The 14,595-nt window shown below is 40.6% G+C and carries 21 protein-coding genes and 2 pseudogenes; all 23 read right to left on the bottom strand.

All coding sequences use genetic code 11. From position 1 onward, the window contains the following. Positions 1-245: 245 nt before the first annotated feature. Entirely contained in the window at positions 246-620 is a 375-nt protein-coding gene (locus L3V27_RS23200; RefSeq protein WP_237312847.1) for a hypothetical protein, read from the bottom strand. A 27-nt stretch (positions 621-647) separates the two neighbouring features. Then, positions 648-759, bottom strand: a pseudogene (locus tag L3V27_RS23195) (DUF3265 domain-containing protein); the annotation flags it as partial. Continuing rightward, positions 743-1,186 carry an NUDIX domain-containing protein gene (locus L3V27_RS23190; protein ID WP_237312844.1) on the bottom strand — a complete coding sequence of 148 codons (444 nt, stop codon included), beginning with the start codon at positions 1,184-1,186 and terminating at the stop codon, positions 743-745. The pseudogene L3V27_RS23195 and the gene L3V27_RS23190, both read right to left, overlap by 17 nt. A 162-nt stretch (positions 1,187-1,348) precedes the next feature. Next, complete coding sequence (locus L3V27_RS23185) at positions 1,349-1,702, bottom strand: DUF3024 domain-containing protein (RefSeq protein ID WP_237312842.1); 354 nt, start codon at positions 1,700-1,702, stop codon at positions 1,349-1,351. A 704-nt stretch (positions 1,703-2,406) separates the two neighbouring features. Then, positions 2,407-2,796, bottom strand: a complete 390-nt coding sequence (locus L3V27_RS23175; protein WP_025441689.1) for a membrane protein — start codon at positions 2,794-2,796, stop codon at positions 2,407-2,409. Then, entirely contained in the window at positions 2,796-3,002 is a 207-nt protein-coding gene (gene yidD / locus L3V27_RS23170; RefSeq protein WP_257376290.1) for a membrane protein insertion efficiency factor YidD, read from the bottom strand. The genes L3V27_RS23175 and yidD overlap by 1 nt, the downstream gene beginning before the upstream one ends. 20 nt (positions 3,003-3,022) lie before the next feature. Beyond that, on the bottom strand, positions 3,023-3,238 hold the full coding sequence (locus L3V27_RS23165; RefSeq protein WP_005447484.1) for a DUF4177 domain-containing protein: 216 nt from the start codon (positions 3,236-3,238) through the stop codon (positions 3,023-3,025). Positions 3,239-3,444: 206 nt separating this feature from the next. Then, entirely contained in the window at positions 3,445-4,035 is a 591-nt protein-coding gene (locus L3V27_RS23155) for a hypothetical protein (RefSeq protein WP_237312838.1), read from the bottom strand. 135 nt (positions 4,036-4,170) lie between these two features. Beyond that, the gene (locus L3V27_RS23145; protein ID WP_237312837.1) at positions 4,171-4,590 is read right to left on the bottom strand and encodes an NUDIX domain-containing protein; all 420 of its coding nucleotides are present in this window, start codon (positions 4,588-4,590) and stop codon (positions 4,171-4,173) included. 105 nt (positions 4,591-4,695) lie between these two features. Then, positions 4,696-5,280 (bottom strand): hypothetical protein, encoded by a 585-nt coding sequence (locus tag L3V27_RS23140; RefSeq protein WP_237312836.1) that lies wholly within the window; start codon positions 5,278-5,280, stop codon positions 4,696-4,698. A gap of 144 nt (positions 5,281-5,424) precedes the next feature. Continuing rightward, the gene (locus tag L3V27_RS23130) at positions 5,425-5,799 is read right to left on the bottom strand and encodes a nuclear transport factor 2 family protein (protein ID WP_237312835.1); all 375 of its coding nucleotides are present in this window, start codon (positions 5,797-5,799) and stop codon (positions 5,425-5,427) included. Positions 5,800-5,832: 33 nt separating this feature from the next. Then, positions 5,833-5,962, bottom strand: a pseudogene (locus tag L3V27_RS23125) (DUF3265 domain-containing protein). Beyond that, positions 5,940-6,485 (bottom strand): hypothetical protein, encoded by a 546-nt coding sequence (locus L3V27_RS23120; RefSeq protein WP_029853520.1) that lies wholly within the window; start codon positions 6,483-6,485, stop codon positions 5,940-5,942. Before L3V27_RS23120 ends, L3V27_RS23125 begins: the two are co-directional and overlap by 23 nt. Before the next feature lie 139 nt (positions 6,486-6,624). Continuing rightward, positions 6,625-7,167, bottom strand: coding sequence for a GIY-YIG nuclease family protein (locus L3V27_RS23110; protein ID WP_237312834.1), 543 nt, complete (start codon positions 7,165-7,167; stop codon positions 6,625-6,627). 101 nt (positions 7,168-7,268) lie between these two features. After that, entirely contained in the window at positions 7,269-7,559 is a 291-nt protein-coding gene (locus tag L3V27_RS23105; RefSeq protein ID WP_237312850.1) for a hypothetical protein, read from the bottom strand. Positions 7,560-7,810: 251 nt separating this feature from the next. Further along, on the bottom strand, positions 7,811-8,320 hold the full coding sequence (locus L3V27_RS23095) for an Sbal_3080 family lipoprotein (protein WP_228071953.1): 510 nt from the start codon (positions 8,318-8,320) through the stop codon (positions 7,811-7,813). Positions 8,321-8,485: 165 nt separating this feature from the next. Continuing rightward, positions 8,486-9,124, bottom strand: coding sequence for a class I SAM-dependent methyltransferase (locus L3V27_RS23085; protein ID WP_031778307.1), 639 nt, complete (start codon positions 9,122-9,124; stop codon positions 8,486-8,488). Positions 9,125-9,253: 129 nt separating this feature from the next. Continuing rightward, on the bottom strand, positions 9,254-9,607 hold the full coding sequence (locus tag L3V27_RS23080; RefSeq protein WP_140126728.1) for a VOC family protein: 354 nt from the start codon (positions 9,605-9,607) through the stop codon (positions 9,254-9,256). Between the two features lie 745 nt (positions 9,608-10,352). After that, positions 10,353-10,955, bottom strand: a complete 603-nt coding sequence (locus tag L3V27_RS23070) for a DUF922 domain-containing protein (RefSeq protein WP_237312833.1) — start codon at positions 10,953-10,955, stop codon at positions 10,353-10,355. 135 nt (positions 10,956-11,090) lie between these two features. Beyond that, positions 11,091-11,438 carry a hypothetical protein gene (locus L3V27_RS23060; RefSeq protein WP_031780756.1) on the bottom strand — a complete coding sequence of 116 codons (348 nt, stop codon included), beginning with the start codon at positions 11,436-11,438 and terminating at the stop codon, positions 11,091-11,093. A gap of 250 nt (positions 11,439-11,688) precedes the next feature. Beyond that, positions 11,689-11,949, bottom strand: coding sequence for a hypothetical protein (locus tag L3V27_RS23055; protein ID WP_237312832.1), 261 nt, complete (start codon positions 11,947-11,949; stop codon positions 11,689-11,691). A 727-nt stretch (positions 11,950-12,676) separates the two neighbouring features. Further along, a complete protein-coding gene (locus L3V27_RS23045) occupies positions 12,677-13,279 on the bottom strand; it encodes a hypothetical protein (protein ID WP_237312830.1) in 603 nt (200 codons plus the stop codon). Between the two features lie 142 nt (positions 13,280-13,421). Further along, positions 13,422-13,895, bottom strand: a complete 474-nt coding sequence (locus L3V27_RS23040; RefSeq protein ID WP_203535875.1) for a hypothetical protein — start codon at positions 13,893-13,895, stop codon at positions 13,422-13,424. Between the last annotated feature and the right edge of the window lie 700 nt (positions 13,896-14,595).

Here is a 14,595-nt window from a genome sequence, read left to right as displayed (position 1 = left end):
TGGGCAAGCAAAGTAAATAGTAGAAACAGAGTAACTGCAACAGATATACCCTGTAAAAACAGCAAAAACTTTGTCCTTTTTAAATGATTTTCAAACAATTTTATATTTTCTCCTTGAGGGCTAACGCCCTGTTAAGGTGTGAGCAACGCAATACCTAAGCCGCCGCATACCACCTTAATCACTAAAACCAACGCATAGTAAAAATGCCACGCGTTGCGAATCACTCTTGAACAGTTTGTTATAACTCAAACCCAAATTGGCAGCTGATAGATTTTTCCATTTAGATCCACAACTACCGCTTCGACGTACACCTGATGGTTATCAGCACGATAAGCCGATATATAAAATTCTTCGAAGCATTCGATAGGTAAACTGTGAGATTCGCACAACTTAGGTAGCCACTTGCGATAAGCGAGAACCGTCTTACGTACTCTAGGCGTTAGCTTAAACAGCTCTTCATCTTTAGTTGGAATCCAACTAATTCGCACTAAATCACCCGCTTTAAGATTAGCTAGTTTGAAGATATCATCACGGACAAACCCACCATCGATGTAATTTTCGCTACTAAAAAATGATAAGGTGAAGTTCTTAGCCACACCTTTGATATTCTTCAGTTTCACAATTTCCTCTTGAGTTATAACGCCCAATTAAGGGGTGAAGCACGCAATACCGAAGCTACTGCATACCTCCTTAAACACTAAAACTAACGCATAGTAAAAATGCCACGCGTGCTGAATCCCTCTTAAATTGTTTGTTGTATGCACATAATTTCTATTTGCTTAATGGCATCAGAGAACACTTTATGACACTTAAAGTCAGCTTTTTCACCCAACTTATACCAGAAAAAGTTGAAATCATGCCCACCATCATCTTGCGTGTAAAAACGCCAGTGATTCGGTAGCTTTTCCGTGATTTCACAGAGTACAAAGTGCCATTGTTGATTTTGGAAACCGCTTTCCCAACTACCTAGATACTTGGCAGTTGAAACTTTTGAAATACCAGATTCCTCTTTGAGTTCCCTTAAAGCGGCACTTTCATATGAGTTATCTGTTAACTCAAATGTCCCTTTGACCAACTGCACATCAGCTAGAGGATGTTCAAACAGGAGTAATTCACGAGCATCACCTGAATTCCTAAGAACTACAGGACACACTTTGATTTCTCTATTCTGAATCCTTGATTTCACTGAACTCTCCTGTGCATATAACGCCGCGTTAAGTAGTGAGCAACGCAGCCACCCAACTTAAAACATTACACCGTAAACACTAAAGCCGACTAAAACCAAAAATGCCACGCGTTGCGAATCTGCCTTAAACGCTTTGTTATGTTGTGGGACTAACCTACTAACCTAACACGCAACTCCCCAAAATAAACGGTCTTCATCCTGCTCAATGACCATGAGTGCACCATTTAAAGTAGACGTTGTTGGGCAGCGTTTATAGCTAGACCATTTTAAATTTCCTGTTAGCCGGTAAATATTCCATTGTTGCTTGGTCTTAACAAAAGTTATTTTTGCAACGATAAATTCAAAGTACCCCTCCTCATGCGATTCGCTCGGATGACATTCAAAGATTTCAATACTCTGATTGTGGATGCGATAACCAAGACTAACTCCACTACTCTCTGCTCGACCATCACGTCCTTTGATCAACGTTGTAATCGCCAATTCGCAGTCTGTTTTTTCATCCCTTGAGAAAGCCATTTTCCATTTCTTATTGATTTCCGATTAACAACATAACGCCTTGCTAAGGTGTGAGTAACGCAATACAAAAGCTACCGCACAGCGCCTTAATCACCATAAGCCACCGCAAAGTAAAGATGCCACGCGTTACGAATCACTCTTAAGCAATTTGTTAGTACATGCGCTACTTCTATTTATGCGCACCAAGATATTGAAAAGTGGCATGATATGAAAGGCTTTGAACACTGAAGTGAGACGGGCAGCTACAAAACTTTACCCCGATTGGAAGACGAAAGTTGGCTAGAAGAAAAACGCACTGAACTGCCCTACTTTCACTAGCTTAAAATTAGAAAAGGATTCTTTCCTCGTACTCCAACAGCCACACCAAAAGTAATCAAGGTTCTCTCAAAAGTCACCACGAAAATGAAGAAGCGCCAAAGAAATAGGCTAAGAGTTAGAAGCCGTAAACGGTGAAATCAAAGCAAACACTCCGCATATAGTGCCACCGGAAAGAACGTGAAAGGTGTAAAGACGAGCACCAAAACAGATAAACACCAAAACTAACGACCTTTGATGTCAAACCCGTACTAACGCCGCATTAAGGTGTGAGCAACGCCGCCACGAAACCTAACCATACCACCGTAAACACGAAACCCAACCTTGAACTGAAAGTGCCAAACGTTGGGAATCACTCTTAAATGCTTTGTTATGCAGCAGGCTTTCACCTAGCCTCTCCGGACTTCATTAAAAATCTTACAAGACAAGCTATAGTTGTACTGCCTTGCTATTTTCTGCGAAAAGAACAATTGTGGTAACTCGTATATCACCAACAGAAGGAGAATGAAAAGTGAGCTTGAATGCCCTAAGAAAAAACCACTTATACTGACTATTAACAATATTAACTCAATGGCAAATAGAGCATATTTACCTAAGTAACAGTGATGAAAACCACCAAGGAAAAACCAGTTTAATGTTGCATAGGTGTCTGGATCTTTGAGCTTTTTAGATTGAAGTTTGTAAAATTCTTTCTTTTGAGTTTCGGGTAATGAGTTTACCTGCTTTCTTAGTAGCTCTTCATTTTTCTCCAGTTGTTCTAATGGTTCGAATAACCTCATTAAGGCACCTCATCATATATTTTTTCAACTAGGTCGGGTTGACTACATCGTTTGATTCTAGATAAACCAAGCTTCCAGCCTTTCACTGCCCCATATTTCGAAATGCACTGTTTGGTGTACTCAGAGCACGTCGGTTCAAAGTTACATTCAATGTTCAGCAACTGCTTGGATCCACCGCTAACTTGATAGCGGTGGATCAATTTCAAAGAAATGTATTTAAGCAAACTTAGCGGCCAAGGGTGATAATAACAGCCTCGCGCTTCCAAAATAGCATGAAACGCTTTTGCTCAACTACTTGAAACACTACTTGCCATCCATCTTGCGCATACTTATTTAGTTCAGCTTCCATTTTTTGCACAGGTAGACCGCTTGCCCCTAGCAAGATTGTCCCACAGCCGCCTTCAACAATATGAACCACTTTGTATTCTGTAAATTTTGTCATTTTTTAACCAGATATTGCAATAAAAACAGAATGTTACAATACACAGACAAATGCATCAAGATGAATATTTCGCAGCATGATGCATAACGCCCTGTTAAGGGGTGAGCAACGCAATACCGAAGCCGCCGCATACCACCTTAACCACTAAATTCAACGCATAGTAAAAATGCCACGCGTTGCGAATCCCTCTTGAACAGTTTGTTATGTTAATTTTTCTCAAATAGGCCACTTTCATTTGATGGATCTACAGGATGACAAACAAAAGGTAATGACTCGAATCTTTTGCTACCGTCTAATTGAATGTACTCCAAGACTAAGTGGCAATTAGCTTGGGCTTTACCATATCGCTCATTGTATGCAACTACAAACTCATGAGGCACTGCTGAAGGAATAACTGAGCTATTTGATGCTTTAACTACATGTGCTTGATTTGGAAGTAACAGTTTCTTATCTAATTCACTATATAAGTACCATGTTGGCTTAATGCCGGACTCTAACTTAGAGGATATCATTATTTGAGAGAGTGCGGCTGGGCTATTTCCTATATTCGAGAGCATGAATGTCAGCTGCGTGAAGTCACCGTCCAGTATGGAAATCTTTATTTCTGCATTTCGATCCATTCTTAATTCTTTAATCGGGGGAGCAGTCCAAATAGAGAGCCAAGTTAAAATAAAACCAGCAACAATCGCAATAGAATTAAAGTAGCGCCTCCAGTTTTGAAAAGAGCCACATTGAGCACATTTGGTTGCCTCTTCATTAATGTCACTTTTGCACTCTTTACATTTGTTCACTGGCACTATTCTCCTCAATTAACATAACGCCCAATTAAGGTGTGAAGCACGCGACCACGACACTTAATTTGACCACCGTAAACACTAAACTTAACCCAAACGAAAAATGCCAAGCGTGCTGAATCACTCTTAAATTGTTTGTTATATCCGAGCTTGAGATGCCAGTGAACTTACTATTTCCTTAGCTTCAACAGGCACAAGATTTAACTTACTTAGATCATTAAGCTTTACCCAAGTAAGCTCATATCGGTTACTGCGGCTTTGAGCTTGACGCTCTGGGCTATGCAATGACAATTTAGGCTCAAAAAACTGAACATTTACGAGATAGAAATGCTCCGTTCGTCCACGGTTAACGACTGAAAAAATTTCTTGATAGTTGTCGATTCGCAGACTGGTTTCTTCAAAAACCTCTCGTACGATTGCTTGCTCAAGTAGTTCTTCTGGCTCAACACCACCACCAGGAAAAACCCAGTAATTTCGTCCCTCTTTAAAGCGTTTAATGAGGAGAATCTCTGCGTTCTTATGATTAACCATTAGAGCACTAACTCTTTGTTTCTGCATTATTTGCTCCAAGGATATAACGCCGCATTAAGGTGTGAGCGGCGCTTGGCTATACTTGAGCGAAGCGAAAGCGCCAAGCGTTGCGAATCACTCTTAAATGCTTTGTTATACGTTTGTTTCTGCGACTAATTTAAACGCTTCTTCAACAGAGTAATCATCAAGTATCAGTGCTATTATTTCATCCCTTTTGCTTGCCACTGACTTAGGTAAGTTTGCTCTATTATCTTTGTAGTATGCAATGGTGAGACTTTTAGCATCGTTTCGAGTGAGCTTAGGCTTTGGCTTCACAGCTTTTTCAGCCTGTTCAATGTATAAATCAAAATCATTGACCACAAATGACCAATCATGAGCGAAGACAACCTCCCTAGCGGCTTTAGGATCGAAGTGTTCCGTAAAACCAGAACCACACTCTCCCTTGCCCTTGTTGATAATAAGAGATGTTACATCGGGCAATTCACGCTCGTCTGTAAACAAACGCACTACATCTAGCTTGCGCCCTGTAGACACTGCTATTGCCTTTTGGACATAATCTCTGTCAGGGTGTTCTTCTTGTGCACGTTTTACAAGCTCACCATAAGTCAAACAGTGCTTATGTCGAGCGAGATCAATCAGTATTGGATAGTAAATTGCAGCAAGCTGCACATCATTTAAAGTAATGTTTTTATAGAAACTTTCCGACTTAAAATCCATATATTCCTCTATACTCCCGAAAACGTATAACGCCCTGTTAAGGGGTGAGCAACGCAATACCGATGCCTCCGCATAACACCTTAAACACTAAAAACAACGCATAGTGAAAATGCCACGCGTTGCGAATCCCTCTTGAACAGTTTGTTATGCGATAACTGTAGAGTGCGCAGAGATAACCTGCCAGTTACCCTTTTGCTTTGTCCAAACACGAGAAAATGCAAACTCACCGTTTTCTACAGCCCCATTATAACTGCCTTTGATTTCCGCGTTTACGTAAACCAAAACGACATCCTTCTGAGGTACTACGTGAAGATCATGGAATTGAATCGACTTAATAACTAGTAAGCCTGAGCCATGCAGTGCTATATCGTCTTGTTTGGAAGTTCGATGACCAAGGTGATTAACAAATACCAAGTCATCAGACAATAAGTCTTGCAAGGCAATCGTATCTGAATTGAGCATTGAAGTTTTTAACTTCTCCTCTACTTCAATTATTTCTTTAACTACATTGCTTTCCATACTATCAACTTCCTCATATCGCATAACGCCCTGTTAAGGGGTGAGCAACGCAATACCAATGCCGCCGCATACCACCTTAAACACTAAAACCAACGCATAGTAAAAATGCCACGCGTTGCGAATCCCTCTTGAACAGTTTGTTAAGCGACTTGTACAACGCCAAAAACTAGAAAAGAAATGACCCCAAGAACAAACATTAACAATTGCGTAGCTGTCGAATAGTGCGACCACTTATCATAGCTTTTCAAAGAGTTGATTGTTTGCGATGTTAAATCAAGTACAGCTTCATCAAGAGCTCCCGTTAGTTTTTTCTTATTTTCTTGGGGACCTATAGCCCTAAGCCTTTCCCCGATAATGCCTTTACTATTGAAGAAAAGAACCTTATAGGAGTTAAGGTGGTAAGAACACCAGAGACTTAATACAGCCGCAATAATCGATAATACGAAAAAGCCCCAAGAGGCAATTAACGCTTGATAGCAAACCATTTCTTCTTTACCCGGACCTATTAACGAACCAGAGAATGAAATAGTACCTACTAGTACTGCACTAGTAATCGTGAGTAATGCTTTACAAACATCTATCCTTGTATCCCAAAATGAGCTATGAATTGACTCCATTTTTTCAGCAGTGTCTGTCACTGTCTTACTTACGACTGGCTTTACTCTTTCAACATCGACTTCTATCATATTTCACCCTTGTCGCTTAACGCCCTGTTAAGGTGTGAGCAACGCAATACCGAAGTTTCCGCATACCACCTTAAACACTAAAATCAGCGCATAGTAAAAATGCCACGCGTTGCGAATCGCTCTTAAACAGTTTGTTAGGCTAGAAACTGGGGAGGGGCTCTTTAGGGTATTTGTGATAATCCATCAGAAAATCAATATACTCCTTGCAGTCCTCATAAAAAATGTTCGAATTAACAGTAAGATAAAATGGCTCTGGTCTAATTTCATGTTTAACCATACCTAGTATCTCTTTTTTGATATTACCATTTTCATCAAAGCTACGTTGGCCGTTAAAATCAAAATTATTACATACGTAATAGTCAACTTCAGCCTCAGCTTGAAAGGGGGAGATTCTTAACCATTCCGATTGATTGCCAGTTCCAATGATTGAAATTCTTGAACCACTAAGCTTCCTATGCAGATACCTCTCGAACATACGTAGTTCTTTATGGCATATTTTTAATTTACTTAACTCATAGCAGTTAAATAATATATAGAATGGATTAGAAGTATACCCATCACGTATCCTTAGCATTGGATTTTCTCTGGTAGTAATTCCAACCTTACATCGATTTAAATTAGTCACATCAATAGCGATATAAACCCATGCAGAAGTTAAGACTGGTTCATTAATATAAATCATTAGTTTTAGTTCCTAATTTATTAGAGCCTAACGCCGCATTAAGGGGTGAACAACGCAAACCACCCTGCCTAAAGCATTGTGCCGTACACACTAAAGTTAATTCAAACCAAAACTGCCAAGCGTTGTGAATCCCTCTTGAATGCTTTGTTAGTTGCCAAACCTAAAGCTTTGATTTGATTTGATGTCGATTGCCGTTTTGCCAACACTAGTTTTATGTGCTTTGAAAAGCTTGAATCAGGCGCAGTTTCAAAGCGTTTATCACTGAAACCACTTGGAACACGCAACGCCGTAGAAAAAGGACTAACAACACCAAAAAGCTCATTTAAAAAGACAATACCACAAAGCTGACTCTCAACCGGTGGTTCGGTTTCTGAAACAGAAAATCCAACCACAAAAGAAACCAACGCACGATTTTACAAACCCAAATAACTAGAAATTGAAATACGAAAACCGAGCCAAAAACACACAGACCTTAGCCCTAAATATTTTGTTTTTGCTGCGTTTTTCTCGTTGGCAACTAACGCCCTGTTAAGGTGTGAGCAACGCAATACCGAAGTCGCCGCATACAACCTTAATCACTAAACGCAACGCATAGTAAAAATGCCACGCGTTGCGAATCACTCTTAAACAGTTTGTTATAGCGCTAGTTTGGCGTAGTTGATGAAGACGCGTTTGCTGCTTGAGTTGCTTGTTCTGGTGTCATTTGGCCAAAAAGCGTGTCCATCATAAAACCAATTCTCTTACTTGCATCACCAAATTTATTAGGATTAGCGGTATAAGGAACTTTAAATTTCACTTCCCCAACTCTTTGCCCGCCTTGATAAGCTGTTATCTCCGCGTTTTTCAAATATAACGCCAGATCCCACCCCCAGTGACCTTCATATTCAAGAGTCAATTTGTTCAGGTCGTGCTTAGAATTATCAGGTACGACAACATAAGAATAGTTATGTTCTTGTAGCCAAGACTCAATTGTATTTTGGAACCCAGAGCGAGTTTCATTATCTTTAACAACAACTATTTCCGACTTAATATTAGTCTCAGGAACAGGGGTGCCCATATATCTGGGAGACCCACAACCAACTAGTGTAAGAGAAGCTAAAGACAACACTATAATTTTTTTCATTTTTATTTTCTCATATTGTTTTTCAGACACATTGTATCTGTTTGTTTATGCGCTATAACGCCTTGTTAAGGTGTGAGGCACGCAATACAAAAGCCGCTGCATACTACCTTAACCACTAAAACCAACGCATAGTAAAAATGCCACGCGTGCCGAATCACTCTTGAACAATTTGTTAGCAGTTTTTTCTGCTCAAAATTATGCTTTTATCGCATACACCGTTATGTGGTTTGAACTTTCACGCTCATAAACACTGACATGAAGCACTTGGAACCCTGCTTTCTCTAGTTCAACAACTAGATCATTTTCAGAGGTAACATGACGATATGGACTGCCATCTCTATAAGTTTCATAGCTCATTTCATTTTTAGAGCACAAGCTACTGACAAAAAACACCCCGTTTTCAGAAAGTGAACGATAAACATGACTCAAGAATATGACTCGATCTGCACCGATAATGCAATGCAAGCAATTACCGTCAATAACAACATCATAACGTTCTGGAAGTTCAAGAGACGCTACCGTTAGGTCCGCTAAATAATAATTACCCTCGACTCCTGTTGCTCTGGCTTTTTCCTTTGCCCATTCGATTGCGGTTGGTGAAATATCTATACCTGTCACCTCAAAGCCCAACTTCTGGAAGGCTCTGCAATGATGTCCTTCACCGCAACCTAATTCGAGCAGTTTACCTTGCACAGGTCGTTTAAATAGCTCGAGAAAACGCTCCACTAAAACTGCTTTAGACATTCGCTCGTTGCCACCCCAACCTTTCCAGCCAGCTTGGCGAGCTTCAACATACATGTCTTCATGAACTTGATAGTTTTGTTTCATATTCATCCTTGACTGCTAACGCCGCGTTAAGTAGTGAGCAACGCTAACCACCGAACCTAAACTATTGTGCCGTAAACACTAAAATCAAAGCAAACCAAAAATGCCGAGCGTTGCGAATCTGTCTTAAACGCTTTGTTATGTGGTTGCCCCACGCAGACCGATTAAGTTTCCAAAAGGATCTTCGAGTTGGCACATAGAGAGTCCATTTTCGATCTCCATAGGACCACGATATAAAGATGCCCCAAGAGCTTCGAAACGAGATAATTCAACAGATAAGTCACGCACAGACCAATAGAGTACAGTTCCCTTTTTACCTTCAGAGACTTTGTCATCAGATTGAACTATTTCGATAGAAAACCCGTCTACATCGAGTACTGTGAAATCGAAGTCTGGAAGATGCATTGGAACAGCTTCTGGGAACGCTTGCTGATACCACTGAAGCCCTACTTCCACATCAGGGACATAAACAAGAACTGCTACTGGGGTCATAAATCCTCCCTGCCACATAACGCCCTGCTAAGGGGTGAGCAACGCAATACCGATGTTGCCGAAAACCACCTTAATCACTAAATTCAACGCATAGTGAAAATGCCACGCGTTGCGAATCCCTCTTGAGCAGTTTGTTAGTTTGCAGACCCAAAGGCTTGATTTTACGTTATTTTAAACTTTGCGAACAACAAACTTTATGTGCTTTGACGCACTTAAGTCAGGCGTAGTCTCAAAGCGGCTACTCAATGAAACCACGTGGAACAAACAACGCCGCAGAAAACGAACTCACAACACCAAAAAGCACTTTTGGAAAACCAATCTCACAATGTGGACTTTCAACAAAGTCACTGAAACCACGTGAACTTACCACACCAAAGAAAACGTCATTTCAGCGAGTAAATCGACTTTTGTACCAACAAACTCAACGAGCAGAGTTCCAGCAAAAAAGTTCAACGTAGTTAACCCAAAAGTCGCCACACCAAAGAACAAATCAACCGCTGAAACGATACCAATTTTGGATTTTCACCACGCCAGTTAACACTGAAATTGAAAGCCAATACGACAACTTAAACTTTGAGCTTTTACCACTAGTTCTTGCGATATAGCTGCGTTTTTCCTCTTGCAAACTAACGCCCAATTAAGGTGTGAACAACGCTACCACCCCTACCTAAAGCATTGCGCCATAAACACTAAACTAGATTGAAGTGAGAGCGCCGAGCGTTGTGAATCACTCTTAAATTGATTGTTATATGCGTGGTGACTGTGGCGCGAAAGGTATTTCGCATATTTTCAAGTAAGGCCCCTCACCAAAAGGAGACTCTGCTAATTCAATTTCTCCATGTGATGTATAAACGTCAAACAGAGCATTACTTTCCACCAAATCACCTTCAAGCTCAATGACTCTTTCATTTGCGCTACTACACCCTCCACGCTGTCCACGTTTGAAGGCTAAATACATTTCGTGCATCGACTTAACTGCAAGCGCACAATGAATCTGCTCATGTCGATAGAGCTTCTCAAGATATGGGCGAAACTCCTCAGCTGATTCAGCTGAAGTCCTAGACATTTCGAACTTCGGAAGCGTATAGGTAACTTCAAGCTCAAATTTATGAATTTCGCAAGAATCATCATTCGTATGGAAGTCATATTTCCACGCGGTGTGCCCGTCAAAGCCCTCATTTACTAGAAAGTCAGGTCTAGAGTTAAAAGAGTGTTCAATTTCTTCAACACTATTGCCGCTAATCTCATACACTTCAAACTTTTTCTGGAAAGGAAAGTCTAGCCTAACGTCGGCATTAGTCTGACTGGACGCCATTAAGCAAGCTATTGAAAGTGCAACTTTTTTCATTATTTTCCTTGAAGCATATAACGCCTTGTTAAGGTGTGAGGCACGCAATACCTAAGTCTCCGCATACCACATTAACCACTAAAACCAACGCATAGTAAAAATGCCACGCGTGCCGAATCACTCTTGAACAATTTGTTATGCGCGTTCTCCACGATTGAACGCAACTACAGTAGCGCGTAATTTAGTCAGCTTAAACTCTGTAAGTAACACTGTAACAAAAGACAATATAGAAACGGAGATAAGTGCAATATTTATCAAAGCATTACCACTAAACTCATAAATACCTGACAGACCAATAAATAGCAAAAGACAGGCAATTATCGATAGAATCGAATCATTAGTTTTCACTTTATACTCATCAGCAGGTATATCTTTTATTATCGAAACCGGATTTGAAAGCCCGTCAAGCCGAACTGCAATTTTTCCTTTTTTAATTTTGACTTTTAGGCCAGAACTTCTTAACGAATTAGCTAAATCTTCCATGATTGATTATCTCCATTTCTGCGAGCGCATAACGCCCTGCTAAGGGGTGAGCAACGCAATACAAAAGCCGCCGCATACCACCTTAATCACTTAAACCAACGCATAGTAAAAATGCCACGCGTTGCGAATCCCTCTTGAGCAGTTTGTTAGTTTGCAAACCCAAAGCTTTGATTTTACGTTATTTTAAACTTTGCAAACAATAAGCTTTAAGTGTTTTGATGCACTTAAGCCAGGCGTAGTCTCAAAGCGGCTACTCAATGGAACCACTTGGAACAAACAACACCGCAGAAAACGAACTTACAACACCCAAAAGCGCTTTTGGAAAACCAATCTCACAATGCGGGACTTTCAACAAAGTTACTGAAACCAAGAGAATTTTCCACACCAGAGAAAACGTCATTTCAGCGGGTAAATCGGCTTTTGTACCAACAAACTCAACGAGCAGGTTTTCAGCAAAAAAGTACAACTTGGTTAACCCATAAGTCGCCGCACCAAAGAACAAATCAACCATTGAAACGATGCCAATTTTGGATTTTCACCACGCTAGTTAACACTGAAGTTGAACGCCGATATGACAATTTAAACTTTGATCTTTTACCACTAGATCTTGTGATATAGCTGAGTTTTTCCTCTTGCAAACTAACGCCGCATTAAGGGGTGAACAACGCATTCCACCCAAACTAAACCATTGTGCCGTAAACACTAAAGCCAATTCAAACCAAAACTGCCAAGCGTTGTGAATCCCTCTTGAATGCTTTGTTAGTTGCCAAACCTAAAGCGCTGATTTGAAGTCGATTGCCGTTTTGCCAACACTAGTTTTATGTGCCTTGAAAAACTCAAATCAGGCGCAGTTTCAAAGCGCCTGTCACTGAAACCACTTGGAACACGCAACGCCGTAGAAAACGAACTGACAACACCAAAAAGACCTTTTGGAGAAACAGTGCCACAAAGCTGACTTTCAACAAGTAAATCGGCTTCTGAAACGGCAAACCAAACTAGGAAAAGATCGAAGCTCAATTTCCGCGAACCAAGATCCCGAAGTTCGAAGTGCAGAATCGGGCAAAGCACACGAACATTAGACCTAAACACTCTGTTTTAGCTGCGATTTCCTCGTTGGCAACTAACGCCCTGTTAAGGTGTGAGCAACGCAATACCAATGCCGCCGCATACCACCTTAATCACTTAAATCAACGCATGATGAAAATGCCACGCGTTGCGAATCACTCTTAAACAGTTTGTTAGTTTTTAATTACGTGCGGCTCTAAAGGCACTGAAACGTTATAGATTACAAGGCATGCAACTAGTAATGCGATAATTACACCAATTACGCCCACTCTTTTTGAGTTAACAAATGAAGGCTCACCAACCTTAACTCTCTCCCATTCCTCTTTTAACGTCAGTTGGGCAAAGTCACGAATGCTATCAACCATTTCTACTGACTCTTCCCACTTACCTTTACTCGCAAGGTTTTTTGATTGCACGAGGCAATTACGCAAATCTTTTTGGTGTTTGCTTTTATCATCAGGGTTTAGACGCATCATGATATTTGAATAGGCAATTGCAAGTGCTTGATGTTCTTCCTTTGTCTCCATCGAACGAGCTAAAACATCCACTGAATCTCCATGCTTCTGCTCCATAGCCCAATATATTTCTTCCGTTGCGACCAGAGCTGAAATGTACTTTGAAATATCATCTCGCAGTGCATCAATCCAGTTCTGTCGTAATTGAGATATTTGCTGCTCTTTGGTTAAAACTAAACTAAGAAACGAGAATGCACCCGCTATAAGGGCAGCAATAACAACCCCCACAGGCACAAGCATATTAACTGGAATTTCACTCATAACTTTCCTTAAAAACTAACGCCGCGTTAAGTGGTGAGCAACGCATCCACCTAACCTAAACCATTACACCGTAAATGCAAAACTCAACTTGGACTGAGAATGCCACGCGTTGCGAATCTGCCTTAAACGCTTTGTTAGCCTTTTACTCGTTTAATGAGAAGGCTTGTCCATGAACAGACCTATAATTGATGCTTAGTTCCAGTGAGTTGATGTTTTCTTCAAGACCATTGACTTCAGCCCAGTCCTTTGCCGGAAAACTCACGGATAGTAAACGTATCCTCTGATTATGAGCGATAGCATAGCCTTTAGATAACTCGGTGTAGTTAAATGCGTCTGACCTATCGCCGAATAATGCCGTAAGAGCATCTCTAGCGCTATAGTTTTTATCACCAAGTGCTATATCAAACGTTTCAATAAACGCTGGTCCTAACCCATTATTTATTAGATAAATTTCAATGCGCCCTACACCATTATTAAAAAAACGTTCCGTGAATAGATCTAGGTGAGGTTTTAGAGATATACGATTCTGGCGACGCTGACTGCTGGCTTGGTAAACTGTTAAAAACAATGCGCATAACGCAATAATTTCAGATGCATATTTGCTTAGTATTTCCATAACTTCCCAGATTAAACTTAAAGGCTAACGCCTTGCTAAGGTGTGAGTAACGCAATACAAAAGCTACCGCACAGCGCCTTAATCACATAAGCCACCGCAAAGTAAAAATGCCACGCGTTACGAATCACTCTTAAGCAATTTGTTAGTACATGCGCTACTTCTATTTATGCGCTCCAAGATATTGAAAAGTGGTATGATATGAAAGGCTTTGAACACTGAAGTCAGACGGACAGCTACAAAACTTAATTACAATTGAAAGACGAAAGTTGGCTAGAAGAAAAACGCACTTAACTCCCCTACTTTTACTGGCTTCAAATTAGAAAAGGATTCGATCCTCGCACTTTGATGGTAACAACCAACGAACGACAAGATTAACTCAGGAAGTACAACGAAAACGAAGAAGCGCCAAAGAAATAGGCTAAGAGTTATAGACCGTAAACGGTGAAATCAAAGCAAACACTCCACATATAGTGCCACCGGAAAGAACGTGAAAGGCACAAACTGAAAGGTGTAAAGACAAGCGCCAAAACAGATAAACACCAAAACTTATGACCTTTGATGTAAAACCCGTACTAACGCCTTGTTAAGGTGTGAGGCACGCTATACCGAAGCTTCCGCATACCACCTTAACCACTAAAACCAACGCATAGTAAAAATGCCACGCGTGCCGAATCACTCTTGAACAATTTGTTAGCCCTTT

The sequence above is a fragment of the Vibrio sp. J2-3(2022) genome (assembly GCF_021725735.1).
GTDB lineage: Bacteria > Pseudomonadota > Gammaproteobacteria > Enterobacterales > Vibrionaceae > Vibrio > Vibrio diabolicus.
Note: the sequence above shows the minus strand (reverse complement) of the source record. Positions and strands in the feature narration are given on the sequence as shown.

Bases quoted from the DNA above. Each gene is read 5' to 3' on its own strand.
- L3V27_RS23070 (WP_237312833.1), bottom strand. From the start codon at position 10,955: ATGAAAAAAGTTGCACTTTCAATAGCTTGCTTAATGGCGTCCAGTCAG.
- L3V27_RS23130 (WP_237312835.1), bottom strand. From the start codon at position 5,799: ATGGAAAGCAATGTAGTTAAAGAAATAATTGAAGTAGAGGAGAAGTTA.
- L3V27_RS23045 (WP_237312830.1), bottom strand. From the start codon at position 13,279: ATGAGTGAAATTCCAGTTAATATGCTTGTGCCTGTGGGGGTTGTTATT.
- L3V27_RS23085 (WP_031778307.1), bottom strand. From the start codon at position 9,124: ATGAATATGAAACAAAACTATCAAGTTCATGAAGACATGTATGTTGAA.
- L3V27_RS23145 (WP_237312837.1), bottom strand. From the start codon at position 4,590: ATGCAGAAACAAAGAGTTAGTGCTCTAATGGTTAATCATAAGAACGCA.
- L3V27_RS23165 (WP_005447484.1), bottom strand. From the start codon at position 3,238: ATGACAAAATTTACAGAATACAAAGTGGTTCATATTGTTGAAGGCGGC.
- L3V27_RS23120 (WP_029853520.1), bottom strand. From the start codon at position 6,485: ATGATAGAAGTCGATGTTGAAAGAGTAAAGCCAGTCGTAAGTAAGACA.
- L3V27_RS23055 (WP_237312832.1), bottom strand. From the start codon at position 11,949: ATGGTTGATTTGTTCTTTGGTGCGGCGACTTATGGGTTAACCAAGTTG.
- L3V27_RS23060 (WP_031780756.1), bottom strand. From the start codon at position 11,438: ATGGAAGATTTAGCTAATTCGTTAAGAAGTTCTGGCCTAAAAGTCAAA.
- L3V27_RS23140 (WP_237312836.1), bottom strand. From the start codon at position 5,280: ATGGATTTTAAGTCGGAAAGTTTCTATAAAAACATTACTTTAAATGAT.
- L3V27_RS23110 (WP_237312834.1), bottom strand. From the start codon at position 7,167: ATGATTTATATTAATGAACCAGTCTTAACTTCTGCATGGGTTTATATC.
- L3V27_RS23040 (WP_203535875.1), bottom strand. From the start codon at position 13,895: ATGGAAATACTAAGCAAATATGCATCTGAAATTATTGCGTTATGCGCA.
- L3V27_RS23175 (WP_025441689.1), bottom strand. From the start codon at position 2,796: ATGAGGTTATTCGAACCATTAGAACAACTGGAGAAAAATGAAGAGCTA.
- L3V27_RS23185 (WP_237312842.1), bottom strand. From the start codon at position 1,702: ATGGCTTTCTCAAGGGATGAAAAAACAGACTGCGAATTGGCGATTACA.
- L3V27_RS23080 (WP_140126728.1), bottom strand. From the start codon at position 9,607: ATGACCCCAGTAGCAGTTCTTGTTTATGTCCCTGATGTGGAAGTAGGG.